The following is a 14,957-nucleotide window of genomic DNA, read 5'->3' on the forward strand; positions in this document are numbered from 1 at the left end:
GAGATGCCGTTCTGTCGTGGCTCGTGCTGAGCCCGATCCGGTGTGCGACTTTCCGTGCTGCGTGGCGTCGTCCTTCCCGTGTCCGGGCGTGGACGTCTCCCGCACCGCTGTCGCTCGCGGCGTCTCGAACGTGTTGTGCGCACCGTTCGATCCAGACCTCGGGAGTTCTCCATGTCATCTTCCGCACCCCTGTCCACCATCGCGAGTGCCTGCTGCGTCGAGCTCGGCTTCGAATGGCCCGACGGCAGTCGCGTCTTCGACGGTCTGCACGCGGCGTTCGGTCCCGGCCGCACCGGGCTGATCGGGCTCAACGGGTCCGGGAAGTCCACGCTGCTCAAGCTGCTGGCCGGTGAGCTGACCGCCACCAGCGGCGCGGTTCGCGTCTCCGGCGAAGTCGGCTACCTGCCGCAGAACGTCTCGCTCGACACCGGGCTGCGCGTCGACGAAGCCCTGGGCATCGCCGGGATCCGCGCGGCGCTGCGCGCCATCCACGCCGGTGACGTCCGCGAGGAGCACTTCGCGGTGGTCGGGGAGGACTGGGACGTCGAGGAGCGGGCCGTCGCGGTGCTCGAAGAGCTCGGTCTGGGGCACATCGGCCTGGACCGGACGATCGGCGAGGTCTCCGGCGGCGAGTCGGTGCTGCTGCGGCTGGCGGCGCTGCTGCTGGAACGGCCGGAGGTACTGCTGCTCGACGAGCCCACCAACAACCTCGACCTGCCCGCCAGGCAGCGGCTGTGCTCGGCGGTCGCGGCGTGGCCCGGGGCGCTGGTCGTGGTCAGCCACGACCGCGAGCTGCTGGCCCGGGTGGACCGGATCGCCGATCTGCGCGACGGCGAGATCAGCTGGTACGGCGGGAACCTCGCCGCCTACGAGGAAGCTCTCGCCGTCGAGCAGGAGGCGGCGCAGCGGATGGTGCGCGTCGCGGAGTCCGATCTGCGCAAGCAGAAGCGGGAACTCGTCGACGCGCACGTCAAGCTCGCCCGGCGCAAGCGCTACGGCCAGAAGATGTGGGACACCAAGCGCGAGCCCAAGGCGGTGATGGCCCAGCGCAAGCGCTCGGCCCAGGTGTCGGCGGGCAAGCACCGCATCATGCACGAGACGAAGCTCGCCGAAGCCCGGCAACGGCTGGCCGAGGCGTCCGGCGCGGTGCGCGACGACGATGAGATCCGGGTCGACCTCCCGCGCACGGCGGTGCCGCCAGAACGCACCGTGCTGAACGCGCGCGGTCTGCGCCTGCCCCGCGGAGCGCGGGTGCCGGGTGACTTCGACGTGCACGGGCCGGAGCGGATCGCACTCGTCGGGCGCAACGGTTCCGGCAAGACGACGTTGCTGCGCACGATCGCCGGTGAGCTGGAGCCGCTGGCCGGGGAAGTCGTCGGGCACGTTCCGCTGCGCTTCCTGCCGCAGCGCCTCGACGTCCTGGCGGAGCACGCGAGCATCGCCGAGAACGTGGCGCGGTTCGCGCCCGGATCGACCAACAACCAGATCCGGGCCGGTCTCGCCCGGTTCCTGTTCACCGGGGACCGGGCCGACCGGCAGGTGGCGACGCTGTCCGGCGGGGAGCGCTTCCGGGCGACGCTGGCCGCGCTCGTGCTCGCCGAACCCGCGCCGCAGCTGCTCATGCTGGACGAACCGACGAACAACCTGGACATGGCCAGCGCCCGCCAGCTGATCACGGCGCTCGACGCCTACGCCGGTGCGCTGATCGTGGCCAGCCACGACGTGCCGTTCCTCGAATCGATCGGCGTCACCCGGTGGTTGCTGCTCGACGGAGGGCTGCGCGAGACCTCGGCGGCGGAGGTGCGGAGGACGGCGATGAGCTGAGCGCGGAGTTCCCCGTCGCGACGGGAAGTTCACGCCTCCGGGCGCACCTGGACCGGGTGACTCGCGGTGCTGCCGGACGCCGGTTGGCGAATCATGCCAACCGGCATCCGGCGGAGCTCCAGGAGCGTGCGATGACCGAGGCCCAACCGCAACCGGTGGTGCACCCAACCACTCGCAGCTGCCCGTTCGACCCGCACGACGGGTTGCGGGAGCTGCGCGAGGAACGGCCGCTGGCACCGATGCGCTGCGACGGCGGGCGCCGCGGCTGGCTGGTGACCAGCCACGCGCTCGTCCGGGAGGTGCTGGCCGATCCGCGCTTCGGCTCGCGCTTCGATCTGGTCAAGTTCCCGATCATCGCCGGTGATCCGGAGCAGCAGACACCGGCGGGCCTGTTCAGCATGCTGGACCCGCCGGAGCACACCTGGTACCGGCGCAAGCTCTCGGCCGGGTTCGGCCCGCGCCGGATGCGGGCGATGACCTCGCGGATCGAGCGGATCGTGGGCGACCGGCTCACCGCGATGCGGCGCGCCGGTGGTCCGGCTGATCTGGTGCCGACCTTCGCGTCGCCGGTCACCAGCCAGGTGATCGGCGAGCTGCTCGGCATCCGGATCGCCGACGAGACCGCGTTCCGCCGCGCCACCGAGAAAGTGCTCGCGCTCGGCGGCGAGGACCGGAGCAGCGAGGGCTGGGCGGAGTTGTGCGCTGTGCTGGCGGACTTCGTGCACGAGAAGCGGCGGCGGCCGGGTGCGGACCTGCTCAGCGCGCTCACCGCCGATGACCAGCTCTCCGCCGAGGAGATCACCACGATGGCCGTGATGCTGGTGACCGCCGCCCAGGACGCCACCACCAGCGTGTTCGCGCTGGGGAGCTACGCGCTGCTGACCAACCCGGATCAGCTCGCGGCGCTGCGCGCCACTCCGTCGCTGATCGACGGCGCGGTGGAGGAGCTGCTGCGCTACCTGACGATCAACCAGTTCGGCTCGACCCGGGTCGCCCTGGCGGGATTTCGAGTTCCACGGCGAGTTCCTCCGCTACGGCGACCTGATGACGCTGTCGCTCTCCGCGGCCAACCGCGACCCGGCCCAGTTCCCCGATCCGGATCGGCTCGACCTCACCCGCGCGGCGAGCGGGCACGTGGCGTTCGGCCACGGCGTGCACCACTGCCTCGGCGCGCAGCTGGCCCGCATCGTGCTGCGCACCGGCTTCGCCGGGCTGCTGCGGGAGTTTCCCGCGCTGCGGCTTGCGGTCCCGGCCGCGGAGGTCCAGATGCGCGACGACTCGCTCAACTACAGCGTGCGCGGCCTCCCGGTCGACTGGGACTGACCGGCTACCCGCCGTCGCGGCGGACGCCGCGGAGCCGGTCGTTCGCCCGGTCGGTGCGGTGGTCGACCGGTGCGCTGCCGAACGCCCGGGCCAGCCCGGACTCCGGCATGGCCACGTAGATGCTCTCGTACGAGCGGGCCGGGACGAGGTAGGTCTCGTGCCAGATGCCGACGCGCCCGCCCGCCGCCTTGCTGCGGCGGTAGAAGTCCGTCCACGCCGGACGGTGCCGGCCGGCGGGATCCGATGCGTAGGCGTAGAGCTTCTCGGCCGATTCCCAGTACTGCACGGTGGTCACCAGTCGGGGCGGGCGGTACAGGATCCGGAAGGCGAGCAGGCCGCTGTCCGGGGCGGCCCGCAGCTCCGCGAGCATCCGGCGGAATGCGATGATCACCGGAATCCAGCTGCGCACCGCCGTGAGCTCGTTGATCCTCGTGCCGAGCAGGAACACCACGAGGTCCCGGTCGTTGGGTGCGGTGCGGCGGCCGGTCTGCGGTGCTTCGCCCATCTCGCGTCCTTTCGCTCAACCGGAACGGTACCGAATCCGCGCGTTCTCCGATCGATCCGGCGAACGGGAAAATCGTAAGAATCATTCAGTTTCGGCGGCATATTCCAGGACGACACCTGGTAGTAGGAGTCGAGTGGTGGGGGTCTGGGTTCCCCGGTATTGATGTGTGCGGAGATCATCCGAACGAGACGGGGGATTCGATGCGGATCGGCCGGAGCCGTGACCCGGTTTTCATTGCCGTGGTGGATGTTTCGGCCGAGTTCCCGGCTCCGGTGCCGGGCTTGCTCCGGCTCGGGGTTTCCCGCGTGGTCCGGTGTTTCGAGTCCGTTCCCGTTCGGTGAAAACATTTCTCGTTCTCCGCCGATCAATTCTCCTCCAGCACGAATGCGTTCGAGTGCTCTTTGCTGTCCGCGCCACCGCGCCCGACCCGAGGAATGGACGATGGTGAACCCGCAGAATCCTGCTTCCGGCAACAAGGTCGCGATCATCGGAATCGGCTGCCGCTTCCCCGGAGGAGCCTCCGACCACCGGTCGTTCTGGCAGAACCTGGCCGACGGCAAGGACTGCATCGTGCCGACCCCGGTCGACCGCTACGACGTGTCGACGCTGGGCAGCCGGGACAAGGCCAAACCGGGGAGGCTGGTCGGCGGGCGCGGTGGCTACATCACCGGTTTCGACGAGTTCGACCCGGCCTTCTTCGGGATCAGCCCGCGCGAGGCCGAGCACATGGACCCGCAGCAGCGCAAACTGCTGGAGGTCGCCTGGGAAGCGCTGGAGGACGGCGGGCAGCGGCCGGACGAGCTGGCCGGCCGCGACGTCGGCGTGTTCGTCGGCGCGTTCACCCTGGACTACAAGATCGTCCAGTTCGCCGACCTCGGCTTCGAGACGCTGGCCGCGCACACCGCGACCGGAACCATGATGACGATGACGTCCAACCGCATCTCCTACTGCCTGGACCTGCGCGGACCGAGCGTCTCGATCGACACCGCCTGCAGCTCCTCGCTGGTGGCGGTGCACCTCGCCTGCCAGAGCCTGCGCCGCGGCGAGAGCAGCCTCGCGCTGGCCGGCGGCACCCTGCTGCACATGACCCCGCAGTACACGATCGCCGAGACCAAGGGCGGTTTCCTCTCCCCGGACGGCAGGTCCCGGACCTTCGACGCCGACGCGAACGGCTACGTGCGGGCCGAAGGCGTCGCGGTGGTCGCGCTCAAGCTCCTCGACGAGGCGGTGCGCGACGGCGACCCGATCCACGCGGTGATCACCGCGAGCGGCGTGAACCAGGACGGCCGCACCAACGGGATCACGGTGCCCAGCGCGGAGGCGCAGGTCGACCTGATCGAGCAGGTCTGCGCGGAAGCCGGCATCGAACCGGGCGAGCTGCAGTACGTCGAGGCGCACGGGACCTCCACGCCCGTCGGTGATCCGATCGAGGCCAACGCGCTCGGGCGGGCGCTGGCGACCGGCCGCAAGCCGGGCCGGCGCTGCTACATCGGTTCGGTCAAGACCAACATCGGGCACACCGAGTCGGCGGCCGGGATGGCCGGGCTGATCAAGACCGCGCTGTCGCTGGCGGAGCGCAAGATCCCGCCGCACATCAACCTGACCCGGATCAACCCGGACATCGACCTGGCCGCTCAGCCCTACGAGATCCCGGACCGGCTCACCGACTGGCCCGAGCACGACGGGCCGGCCCGGGCCGGGGTGAACTCCTTCGGGTTCGGCGGCACGAACGCCCACGTCGTCCTGGAGGAGGCCCCGCCGCGGCCGGAACCCGACCGGCGACCGGCGCAGCGCGCGCACCGCATCCTCCCGCTGACCGCCCGGGACCCCGCGGCGCTGCCGGAGCTGGCGGGACGGCTCGCCGACCGGCTCGCCGAGATCGACCCGGCCGACCTCGGCCACACCCTGGCGCACCGCCGCCAGCACCACGAGCACCGGCTGTCCATCGTGTACTCCTCGCCGGAGGAACTGGCGCAGCGGCTGGCCGAGTGCGCGCGGGGCGAGGCGCACCCGCTGGCCCGCACCGGACAGCGGCGCGAGGAGAACCGGCTGGTGTGGGTGTTCACCGGGATGGGGCCGCAGTGGTGGGCGATGGGCAGGCAGCTGCTGGAAGGCGAGCCGGTCTTCCGGGAGGTGATCGAGCGCTGCGACCGCGAGATCGCCCGGATCGCGGGCTGGTCCCTGCTCGACGAGCTCACCGCCGACGAGGCCGACTCGCAGATGGCCGAGACGTGGCTGGCCCAACCCGCCAACTTCGCCGTGCAGATCGCGCTGGCCGCGCTGTGGCGGCACCACGGGGTGCGGCCGGACGCGATCGTCGGGCACAGCACCGGTGAGGTCGCGGCGTTCTACGAGGCCGGGGTCTACAGCCTGGCGGACGCGGTGCGGATCATCGTCCACCGCAGCAGGCTCCAGCAGAAGCTCGTCGGGACCGGCACGATGCTGGCGGTGAGCCTGACCGAGGCGGAGGCGCAGCAGCGGGTGCGGCGCTTCGGCGACCGCGTCTCGGTGGCCGCGATCAACGCCCCCGCCTCCTGCACCCTGGCCGGTGACGAGGACGCGCTCGCCGCGCTCGCCGACGAACTGACCGCCGAGCAGGTGTTCGCGAAGTTCCTCGGCGTCCGGGTGCCCTACCACAGCTCCCGGATGGAGCTGATCAAGGACGAGCTGCTGTCCTCGTTGGACGGACTGCGGCCCGGACCGGCGCAGGTACCGCTCTACCTGACCGGCCAGGAGGGCACCGCGCGCGGCCCGGAGCTCGACGCGGCCTACTGGTGGCGCAACGTCCGCGACAGCGTCCGCTTCCGCGCGGCGGTGGACCGCATCGCCGACGACGGGTACCGGCTGTTCCTGGAGATCGGGCCGCACCCGGTGCTGGCCCACTCGATCCGGGAATGCCTGCTGGACAAGCAGGTCGAGGGCGCCTCGGTGCCGTCCATCCGCCGCGCGGAGGACGAGGCGGAGCGGTTCACCGCCTCGCTGGCCGACCTGCACAACCTCGGCGTCGACGTCGACTGGGCGGTGCTCGAACCGCGGGGCCGGGCGGTGCCGCTGCCCGCCTACCCGTGGCGCCGCGACCGGTACTGGGTGGAGCCCGCGTCGGTCGCGCAGATCCGGCTCGGCCACCTCGACCACCCGCTGCTCGGCCGCCGCCTGTCCACCGCCGAACCGTCCTGGGAAGCGACGCTCGACGTCGAGCGGGAACCGTACCTGCGCGACCACCGGATCCAGGGCGACGTGGTGTTCCCCGCCGCCGGGTACCTGGAGATGGCCGCGCAGGCGGTGCGCGCGATGACCGGCGGCACGACGGTCGCGCTGGCCGGTGTCGAGCTGCGCAAGGCGCTGTTCCTGCCGGAGGACGAGGCCCGGCGGGTGCAGCTGTCGTGCACCGCCGACTCGGAGTTCGCGATCGCCACGGTCAACGGCGCCGACCAGCGCTCCGTGCACGCCACCGGCGTTCTGCGCACCGGCCGCCCGAACGGGAGCAGCGGGAGGCTCGACGCGGAGGCGATCCGCGCGCGCAGCCGGCAGCACCTCGACGGCCCTGCCTGCTACGCGGCGCTGGCCGGACTCGGCTACCACTACGGCCCCGCGTTCCAGAACATCGAGCAGGTCTGGATCGGGCCGGACGAAGCGCTCGCCCGCATCCGGCCGAACGAGGCGCTCACCGGTGAGCACCACTTCCACCCGGCGCTGCTGGACGCCTGCTTCCAGACCCTGCTGACGCCGCTGATCGGCGAGGACGCCCCGGAAACCGGCATCCGGCTGCCGCTGTCCATCGCCGAGGTGCGGACCGAGCCGATCGGATCGCAGCCGATCTGGGCGCACGCCAGGGTCGTGCGCCGCGACGGCGACGAGCTCATCGGCGACATCACGGTGCACGCCGAGGACGGTTCGGTGCTCGGCCACGTCGACGGCTTCCGCGCCGCCGACGTCGAGCAGTCCTCGGCCGGCGTCGCGACCGCCACCATCGACAACTGGCTGCTCGCGCCGAGGTGGGAACCGGCACCGGATCTCGCCGAGCACCCCGACGCGCCGGGCGATGTGCTGGTGCTGGCCGATTCGCAGGGCATCGGCGAGGAGCTCGCCGCGCAGCTCACCGCCCGCGGTGGCCGCTGCCACCTGGTGCGGCCGGGCACCGGCTACCGGCGCGGCGAGCGCGAATCGGTGGTGGCGCCGGACAGCGCCGGCGACCTGCGACGGCTGCTCGCCGAGCTGCCGTGCGACGCGGTGGTGCACCTGTGGAACCTGGACCGGCCGGACTTCGACGCCGCAGGCGAAGCCGAGCTGGCGCGTCAGCACACCGAGGGCACCTACTCGGTGATCGCGCTGGCCCAGGCCCTGGTCGCCGCGCAGTCCCCGGCCCGGCTGCACGTGGTCACCCGCGGCGCCCAGGCGGTCACCGCCGATGCCGAGGTCGAGCCGCTGGGCGCGCCTGCCTGGGGCATCGGCCGCGTGCTGTGGCAGCAGGAGCTCACCGCCAACCGCGGCAAGCTGATCGACCTGGACCTGGCGGGCACGGACGTGGCCGCCGACGCCGCCGCGCTGCTGCGCGAGATCAGCGCCGACGACGAGCAGGAGATCGCGCTGCGCGGCGACCGCCGCCACACCTGCCGGCTCCGCAGACCCGACGACCTGCTGAAACCGCTGCCGCTGCGATTGCGCCCGGACTGCGCCTACCTGGTCACCGGCGCGTTCGGCGCGCTCGGCCGGCTGGTCTGCCGGACGCTGGCCCGGCGCGGCGCCCGGCGGCTGATCCTGGTGGGCCGCACCGAACTGCCCGCCCGCGAGCACTGGCGCGAGCTCGACCCGGACAGCTCGATCGGCCGGAAGGTGGCGCTGGTCAAGGAACTGGAAGAGCTCGGCGCGCAGTCGCTCCTGGTGCCGCTGGACATCACCGACGAGCGGGACTTCGCCGCGTGGCTGGTCGGCTACCGGCGGCACGACCTGCCGCCCATCCGCGGCGTCTTCCACCTCGCGGGCAGCGTCGAGGACACGCTGCTGCCGGAGATGGACCGGCAGACCTTCGACGCCGCGCACGACCCCAAGACGGTCGGCGCCACCGTGCTGCACCGGCAGCTGCGCGACGACCCGCTGGACCACTTCGTGCTCTTCGCCTCCATCGCCGCGGTGCTCACCACGGCCGGGCAGACGAACTACGCGGCGGGCAACGCCTTCCTCGACGCGCTGGCCCACCACCGGCGCTCGCTCGGGCTCCCGGCGCTGAGCATCGACTGGGGGCCGTGGGCGACGGGCATGATCGCCGACCTCGGCCTGGTGGAGCACTACCGCAACAACCGCGGCATGAGCTCGCTGTCCCCGGAAGCCGGGATGGCGGTGCTGGAACGGGTCGTGGACCAGGGCCACCCGCAGCTGCTGGTGGCCACCATCGTCGACTGGCCGCTGTTCACCGCCTGGTACACCACACCACCGCCGCTGGTGGCCGAGCTGGCCGCCGAAGCGGCCGACGACGCCGGGGCGGCGGGCGGCTTCCTGGAGGAATTCCGCGCCACCGCACCGGAACAGCGGCGCGAACTGCTGACCCGGCACTTCACCGAACTGGTCGCGGGCGTCCTGCGGGTGCGGCCGGACCAGGTCGACGAGAACGCCGGACTGGGCGCGCTCGGCCTGGACTCGCTGCTGGCGATGGAAGTCCGCGCCCGCACCCACGCCGAGCTCGGCGTCGCGCTGCCGGTGGTGGCGCTGCTGGGCAGCTCACCGGTCGCCGACCTCGTCGCCCGGTTGCACGAACAGCTCGACGCGGCCGGGACCGGCACCGGGCCCGCCGCGGAGGTCGAGGAGTTCCGCGACCAGCGGCAGTACCCGCTGACGCAGAACCAGCAGGCGCTGTGGTTCCTCAAGCAGCTCAACCCGGACGGCTTCGCCTACAACATCGGCGGTGCGGTGGAGGTGCGCACCGAGCTCGACCCGGACCTGATGTTCGAGGCGTTCCGCGCGATGCTGGCGCGCCACCCGAGCCTGCGGGCCAACTTCGTGCTCGTCGACGGCGAACCGGTGCAGCGGATCTCCGAGGAGGTCAAGCCCGACGTCGAGCTGTTCGACGTCCAGGACCAGCCCTGGGCGGACGTCTACCAGCTGATCGTCCACGAGTACCGCAAGCCCTACGACCTGGAGAACGACCCGCTGATCCGGTTCCGGTTGTTCCGCCGCGGCCCGGACCGGTGGGTGATCACCAAGGCGGTGCACCACATCGTCTCCGACGCGATCTCCACCTTCACCTTCATCGAGGAGCTGCTCGCGGTCTACGAGGCGCTGCGCGCCGGGCGCCGCGCCGAACTCCCGCCGGTGACGGCCACCTACCTGGACTTCCTCAACTGGCAGAACAGGTTCCTGGCCGGTGACGACGCGCGGCGGATGCTGGAGTACTGGCGGCAGGCGCTGCCCGCCGAGCCGCCGGTGCTGAACCTGCCCACCGACAGCCCGCGCCCGCCGGTGCAGACCAACAACGGCGCCTCGGAGTTCTTCGTCCTCGACGAGGAGCTCACCGCCCGGGTGCACGCACTGGCCCGCGAGCACGACGTGACCGTGTTCGTGGTGCTGCTCGCCGCCTACTCGCTGCTGCTCAGCCGCTACTCCGGGCAGGACGACGTGATCGTCGGCAGCCCGGTCAGCGGCCGCACCCAGGACGAGTTCGCCTCGGTGTACGGCTACTTCATCAACCCGCTGCCGCTGTACGTGGACATGACCGGCGATCCGACGGTCGGCGAGCTGCTGGCCCGCACCCGCGAGACCGTCCTCAACGGGCTGGACCACCAGGAGTACCCGTTCGTGCTGCTGGTCGACGAACTCGGCGGCGCGCACGACCCGAGCCGCTCGGCGCTGTTCCAGGCGATGTTCATCCTGCTCGTGCACAAGGTGGCCACCGAGAAGTACGGCTACCGGCTGGACTACATCGAGCTGCCGGAGGAGGAGGGGCAGTTCGACCTGACGCTGTCGGCCTACGAGGACGAGGCCGACGGCCGGTTCCACTGCGTCTTCAAGTACAACTCCGACCTGTTCCGGCCCGGCACCATCAGCAGGCTGGCCGGGCACTACCGCAACCTGGTCGACTCGCTGACCCGCACACCCGCCGCCGAACCCGCCACCCAGCTCCAGATGCTCGACCCCGCCGAGACCGAACGGCTGCTGCACGGCTTCAGCGGCGTGGTCCGGCGGGCTGCCGACGACGTGCCGGTGCACCACCTGATCAGCCGGGCGGCCGCCGAGAACCCGGACGCGATCGCCGTTTCGATGCCGTCGGAGACGGGGGAGACGCGGCGGCTCAGCTACCGCGAGCTCGACCGCGACTCCCGGCGGATGGCGCACCGGCTGCGCGAGCTCGGCGTCATCAACGGCGCGGTCGTGGCGCTGTGCATGGAGAAGTCGCCGGAGCTGGTCGTCGCGCTGCTGGCCGTGCTGCACGCAGGCGGCGCCTACCTGCCGCTGGACCCCGGCTACCCGGCCGACCGGCTCTCCGACATGGTGCGCGACGCCGATGCCGTGCTGGCCGTCGTCGACGACGACCACCGGGACCGGCTCGGCGGCGCGGGCGTGGTGCTGACACCGGCCGAGCTGCTGAGCGCGGCCGGACCGCAGGCGGCGCACCGCCCGGTCGACCCGGGATCACCCGCCTACGTCATCTACACCTCGGGTTCGACCGGCCGCCCGAAGGCGGTGCGGGTCAGCCACCGCAACCTGTCCTCGGCCTACCACGCCTGGCACGCGGAGTACCGGCTCGGCGAGGACGTCCACGCGCACCTGCAGCTGGCGAGCCCCGCCTTCGACGTGTTCACCGGCGACCTGGTGCGGGCCCTGTGCTCCGGCGGGACCCTCGTGCTGGTGGACCGGGACCTGCTGTTCAACACCGCCCGGCTGCACGAGGCGATGCGCGCCGAGCGCGTCGACTGCGCCGAGTTCGTGCCCGCCGTCGTCCGCGGGCTGGTGGAGCACTGCGAGCGGGCCGGGCAGCGCCTGGACTTCATGCGGCTGCTGGTCGTCGGCTCCGACGCGTGGAAGGTCGAGGAGTACCAGCGGCTGCGCGCGTTGTGCGGCCCGGACACCCGGGTGATCAACTCCTACGGGCTCAGCGAAGCCACCATCGACAGCGCCTACTTCGAGGGGCCGACCGATCACCTGGCACCGGGGCAGCTGGTGCCGATCGGCCGGCCGCTGCCCAACAGCACGCTCTACATCCTCGACGAGCACGGCAGGCCGGTGCCGCCGGGCGTGCCGGGGGAGCTGTGGGTCGGCGGCGCCGGGGTGTCGCTGGGCTACCTCGACGAGGAGCTGACCGCGCAGCGCTTCGTCACCCGCACCTTCGGCGGCGAGCCGGTGCGGTTGTACCGGACCGGCGACCTGGCCCGCTGGGACGCCGACGGCATCGCGCACCTGCTCGGCCGCGCCGACTCGCAGGTCAAGGTCCACGGTCACCGCATCGAGACCGGTGAGGTCGAAGCCCGGCTGGCGGATTGGCCGGGACTCGCGCAGGCGGTCGTCACCGCCCGGGCGGGCGCCGACGGCAACACCGTGCTGTGCGCATACTGCGTGCCCGCCGAGGGAGTGGCGCTGGACGTTCGGGCGCTGCGCAGGCACCTGGCGGAGTACCTGCCGACCTTCATGATCCCGGCCCACCTCATCGAGGTCGGCGGCCTGCCGCTGACCACCAACGGCAAGGTCGACCTCGCCGCGCTGCCCGCCCCCGAGGTCGTCCGGGAGGAGACCGACGAGCCGCCGGTGACCCTGTTCGAGGAGCGGATGGCCGAGCACTGGAAATCGGTGCTGGGCCTGGACCGGGTGACGCTGCGCGACGACTTCTTCGAGGTCGGCGGCAACTCCATCCGGCTGATCGAGCTGATCCACCACCTGCAGCACGAGTTCAACATCAGCATCCCGGTCAGCCAGCTGTTCAAGGTCACCACCCTGCAGGGCATGGCGACCACGCTGGAGCACATCATCACCGGCCGGATCGGTGGCGCCCAGCCGTACCTGACCTTCAGCGACCTCGGCGCACCGCTGTTCTGCTTCCCGCCCGCCGGCGGGCACGGCCTGGTCTACCGCCGCTTCGCCGAGCACCTGCCCGGCCACCGGGTCGTGGCGTTCAACTACCTGACCGGTGACGACAAGGTGACCCGCTACGCGGACCTGGTCGAGGACCTCCAGCCCACCGGCCGGTGCGCACTGCTCGGCTACTCGCTGGGCGGGAACCTGGCCTTCGAGGTGGCCGGCGAGCTGGAGCGGCGCGGCCGGGAGGTCTCCGACGTGATCATCATGGACTCCTACCGGATCGGCGAGTCCTTCCAGCTGGGCGAAGAGCACCTCGAAGCGTTCGAACGGGAACTGGCCGAGCACCTGCGCAGGCACACCGGTTCGGAAGTGGTGGCGGCCGAAACCCGCGAGCAGGCCCGCGACTACCTCGACCACAGCAGCCGGACGCCGAACACCGGCACGGTCCGGGCCGCGGTGAGCGTGATCTCCGACGAGACCAAGGCCGCGCAGTACGCCACCGGTGCACCGGGCAGCTGGCACGGCAGCTCCGCCACGCGCAGCGGCCTGCACCGCGGCTCGGGCAGCCACGCCGAAATGCTCGACGAGACGCACCTGCCGGTGAACGCCGGGCTGGTGCGCGAGATCCTCTCGGGAGGTTCGGATCGTGAAGCGTGACGAGGACAAGACCGACCGGCCGAGCGTCATCATCATCGGCGGTGGCATCGCGGGCCTGGCGGCCGGCTGCTACGCGCAGATGAACGGGATGGACAGCCACGTCCTGGAGAAGCACGTGCTGCCAGGTGGGTGCTGCACCGCGTGGTCGCGCGAGGGCTACATCTTCGACTACTGCATCGAGTGGCTGATCGGTACCGCGCCGGGCAACGAGGCCAACCAGATCTGGCGGGAGCTCGGCGCGCTCGACGGCAAGGAGATCACCAACTTCGAGACGTTCAACCGGGTCGTCGGCGAGGACGGGCGGGAAGTCCGGTTCTACCACGACCCGGGCAGGCTGGAGCGGCACCTGCTGGACATCTCGCCAGGTGACGCGCGGCAGATCAAGTCCTTCTGCCGGGACCTGCGGCGGTTCCTGAACCTGGAGGTCTTCCCGTTCCTGAAGCCACCGCCGTTGAAGACGTTGCCCGAGAAGCTGGCCATGCTGCGCGAGGTGCTGCCGGCGTCCTTGCTGTTCTGGCGGACCTCGGCGACGCAGATGACCGACTTCAGCGGGAGGTTCACCGACCCGTTCCTGGGGCGGGCGTTCCCGAACGTCTTCTTCCAGGACCACGAGCGGTTCCCGCTGCTGCCGTACCTGTACAACATCGCCTGCGCCCACCACGGCAACGCGGGTTTCCCGGAGGGCGGCTCGCTGGGGCTGGCGCGTTCCATCGAGGATCGCTACACCGGGCTCGGCGGCGAGATCAGCTACCGCGCACGGGTCCGGCGAATCCTGGTCGAGGACGACCGGGCGGTCGGCGTCGAGCTCAAGGACGGCAGTCGCCACTACGCCGACCACGTCATCTCGGCCTGCGACGGGTACACCACGATCTACCGCTTCCTGGGCGGTGAGTACACCAGCCCGGCCGTGGACAAGCTCTACAGCGAGCTGCTGCACAAGCCCGGAGTGACGTACCCGAGCATGGTGTCGGTGTTCGTCGGCGTCGACGGCGAACTCCCACCGGACACCCCGCACAGCACCACCTACCTGCTGTCCGAACAGGACAGCGCGGCGCTGCCGGAGGTGATGCAGGACAGCCTCGTCGTCCAGCTGCGGTCGCGCTACTGGCAGGGCTGCGCGCCGCCGGGCAAATCGCTGTTCCACTGCACCTACTTCAGCGACTTCGGCTACTGGCGCGAGTTGCGCACCCGCAACCGGCGGGAGTACTGGGCGCAGAAGCGCAAGGTCGCCGATTTCGCCCGGGGTTTCCTGGAACAGCGCCACCCCGGGGTCGCCGGGCGCATCGAGGTCGTCGACGTGGCCACGCCGACGACCAACCACCGCTACACCGGCAACCACAACGGCAGCATCCTCGGCTGGATGGGCTTCACCGAAGCCGACGACCTGGCGACCGAGCTGGTGAACCGGCAGCGGATGCGGCTGCCGGGACTGGCCGGGTTCTCGATGGCCGGCCAGTGGGTCGGTGGCGGCGGGCTGATCAAGGCGGCTTCGAGCGGGCGGTTCGTGGTCCAGTTCCTGTGCGAGGAGCTCGGCATCCCGTTCCGGGCCTGGGAAAGTCGCGACGACGAACCCTGGCGGCCGGACAAGCTCGGCCACCTGCCGCAACTGGACGTCCGCCCGATGCAACTCACCGAGGAGGCCTGA

Annotated in this window: 5 protein-coding genes; 4 read left to right on the forward strand and 1 reads right to left on the reverse strand. The window is 71.4% G+C overall.

Features of this window, described 5'->3' with window-relative positions; all coding sequences use genetic code 11:
• Window positions 1–171 precede the first annotated feature (171 nt).
• Both OU416_RS01790 and OU416_RS40360 read left to right on the forward strand, forming a co-directional pair.
• Window positions 172–1,824, forward strand: coding sequence for an ABC-F family ATP-binding cassette domain-containing protein (locus OU416_RS01790; RefSeq protein ID WP_270924999.1), 1,653 nt, complete (start codon window positions 172–174; stop codon window positions 1,822–1,824).
• A 131-nt stretch (window positions 1,825–1,955) separates the two neighbouring features.
• Window positions 1,956–3,266, forward strand: coding sequence for a hypothetical protein (locus tag OU416_RS40360; protein WP_444420569.1), 1,311 nt, complete (start codon window positions 1,956–1,958; stop codon window positions 3,264–3,266).
• Here the strand turns inward: OU416_RS40360 and OU416_RS01805 are convergent.
• Window positions 3,152–3,652 carry a DUF4188 domain-containing protein gene (locus OU416_RS01805; RefSeq protein WP_270925002.1) on the reverse strand — a complete coding sequence of 167 codons (501 nt, stop codon included), beginning with the start codon at window positions 3,650–3,652 and terminating at the stop codon, window positions 3,152–3,154. The genes OU416_RS40360 and OU416_RS01805 overlap by 115 nt on opposite strands.
• 441 nt (window positions 3,653–4,093) lie before the next feature.
• Between OU416_RS01805 and OU416_RS01810 the strand changes: the two genes are divergently transcribed.
• Together OU416_RS01810 and OU416_RS01815 are read left to right on the forward strand one after the other, a co-directional pair.
• Window positions 4,094–13,312, forward strand: coding sequence for a non-ribosomal peptide synthetase/type I polyketide synthase (locus OU416_RS01810; protein ID WP_270925003.1), 9,219 nt, complete (start codon window positions 4,094–4,096; stop codon window positions 13,310–13,312).
• On the forward strand, window positions 13,302–14,957 hold the full coding sequence (locus tag OU416_RS01815) for a phytoene desaturase family protein (protein WP_270925004.1): 1,656 nt from the start codon (window positions 13,302–13,304) through the stop codon (window positions 14,955–14,957). Before OU416_RS01810 ends, OU416_RS01815 begins: the two co-directional genes overlap by 11 nt.

It is taken from the genome of Saccharopolyspora indica (assembly GCF_027853965.1).
Classification (GTDB): Bacteria; Actinomycetota; Actinomycetes; order Mycobacteriales; family Pseudonocardiaceae; genus Saccharopolyspora; species Saccharopolyspora indica.

Coding starts and splice junctions, on each gene's coding strand:
- OU416_RS01790 (WP_270924999.1), top strand. CDS start 172: ATGTCATCTTCCGCACCCCTGTCCACCATCGCGAGTGCCTGCTGCGTC.
- OU416_RS40360 (WP_444420569.1), top strand. CDS start 1,956: ATGACCGAGGCCCAACCGCAACCGGTGGTGCACCCAACCACTCGCAGC.
- OU416_RS01805 (WP_270925002.1), bottom strand. CDS start 3,652: ATGGGCGAAGCACCGCAGACCGGCCGCCGCACCGCACCCAACGACCGG.
- OU416_RS01810 (WP_270925003.1), top strand. CDS start 4,094: ATGGTGAACCCGCAGAATCCTGCTTCCGGCAACAAGGTCGCGATCATC.